A 1,879-nucleotide genomic window follows, 5' to 3' on the forward strand; every position below is an offset into this window, starting at 1 on the left:
GCCGTAACTATAACGGTCCTAAGGTAGCGAAATTCCTTGTCGGGCAAGTTCCGACGTGCATGAATGGCGTAACGATCTGGGCACTGTCTTAGCGGGAGGCTCGGTGAAACTACAATCCGGGTGAAGATGCCCGGTACCTACGGCTAGACGGAAAGACCCCATGAAGCTTGACTGTACCCTGATATTGTGCTTTAGCGCATCATGTACAGGATAGGTGGGAGGCTGAGAACCGTTCTCGTCAGGGGACGGGGAGCCGGCGGTGGGATACCACCCTTGATGTGTTGGAGTGCTAACTTGAGCCACTAAAGGTGGCAGAGGACAGTGTCAGGCGGGCAGTTTGACTGGGGCGGTCGCCTCCCAAAAGGTAACGGAGGCGTACAAAGGTCACCTCAGGCTGGTTGGTAATCAGCCGTTGAGTGCAAAGGCAAAAGGTGGCCTGACTGTGAGAGCGACGGCTCGAGCAGACGCGAAAGCGGGTCTTAGTGATCCTGTGGCACTGAATGGAAGGGCCATGGCTAAACGGACAAAAGTTACTCTGGGGATAACAGGCTGATACCGTCCGAGAGTTCACATCGACGACGGTGTTTGGCACCTCGATGTCGGCTCATCGCATCCTGGGGCTGAAGCAGGTCCCAAGGGTTGGGCTGTTCGCCCATTAAAGCGGTACGTGAGTTGGGTTCAGAACGTCGTGAGACAGTTCGGTCCCTATCTACCGTAGGCGAAGGAGACTTGAGGGGAGTCGCCCCCAGTACGAGAGGACCGGGGTGAATGTACCAATGGTGTACCAGCTATCCTGCCAGGGGTATAAGCTGGGTAGCCAAGTGCAAATTGATAAGCGCTGAAAGCATCTAAGCGCGAAGCAAACCCCAAGATAAGGTCTCCCACTCGAAAGAGGTAAGGGTGGTTCGAGAACAGGACCTTGATAGGCCGGAGGTGGAGGCATGGTGACATGTAGAGCCGACCGGTACTAATAACCCGAGGCCTTAACCTGAAACTCTATTCAGTTTTGAATGACTGTTATGCCGGGTGAGGATACCGGACTGGGAAACACCCGTTCCCATTCCGAATACGGCCGTTAAGCCAGTCCGGGCCGATGGTAGTAAGGGGGCGACCCTTTGCAAGAGTAGGTCATTGCCCGGCTTATATATAACGGGACCAATCAGGTCCCGTTTGTTTTTCTTGTAATTTTGATTTTATATCTCTTCTCTTACAATTGGCATCGTCATGCATCTTGGGCCGCCACGGCCTCTTGATAGTTCGCTTGACGGTATTTCTATGACTTCTATGCCTGCCTTTCTTAACAACTTGTTTGTCACGTAATTTCTTGAGTAGGTTATAACTGTGCCCGGACATATCGCAAAGACATTTGACCCGTCGCTCCATTGCTCTCTGTCTTGGACTATAGGATCTTCTCCCCCACACTTTACGAGTTCTACGGCACTCAATTTAAGGTGTTTTTTGAGAATGTTGGAAAGTTTTCCGTTCTCAGATTCTATTTTTAGATCTCCTTTAACGTTCTTTATTGAGAAGATCTCTATGTTGTCTGTCAATTTGGGATGAATAACGAATTTATCTACGTCCATCATCGTAAAAATTGTATCTAAATGCATAAAAGCCCGCGTTTGTGGTATCACAAAGGCAAGTATCGTTTCAAATCTTTCTTTAGATGCGAAGATCCTTTTTGATATCAACTCAACGGCCTCCGGTTCTGTTCTTTCCGAAATGCCGATGGCAAGTACTTTTGAACTTAGAATAAGTATGTCTCCGCCTTCTATAAAGAAGGGATCGCTTAAATTGTAATACCTCGGAATTTCCTCGTCTTTAAAAAGGGGATGGTATTTATAAACGTAATCCATGAGAAGGGCCTCTCGTCTTCTCG

1 protein-coding gene and 2 rRNA genes are annotated in these 1,879 nt (G+C 49.1%); 2 read left to right on the top strand and 1 reads right to left on the bottom strand.

Translation table 11 applies throughout. From position 1 onward, the window contains the following. Together ACP5KC_RS10430 and rrf are read left to right on the top strand one after the other, a co-directional pair. Positions 1 to 991: ribosomal RNA gene (locus tag ACP5KC_RS10430) — 23S ribosomal RNA — on the top strand; the annotation flags it as partial. 31 nt (positions 992 to 1,022) lie between these two features. Beyond that, positions 1,023 to 1,140, top strand: a 5S ribosomal RNA gene (gene rrf / locus ACP5KC_RS10435). A 53-nt stretch (positions 1,141 to 1,193) separates the two neighbouring features. On the opposite strand, the gene ACP5KC_RS10440 is transcribed toward rrf, so the two are convergent. Beyond that, the coding region (locus ACP5KC_RS10440) for an arginine deiminase family protein (RefSeq protein ID WP_428287547.1) at positions 1,194 to 1,879 on the bottom strand (686 nt) is incomplete at its 5' end.

Source organism: Infirmifilum sp. (assembly GCF_049970975.1).
In the GTDB taxonomy this organism is placed as follows: domain Archaea; phylum Thermoproteota; class Thermoprotei; order Thermofilales; family Thermofilaceae; genus Thermofilum; species Thermofilum uzonense.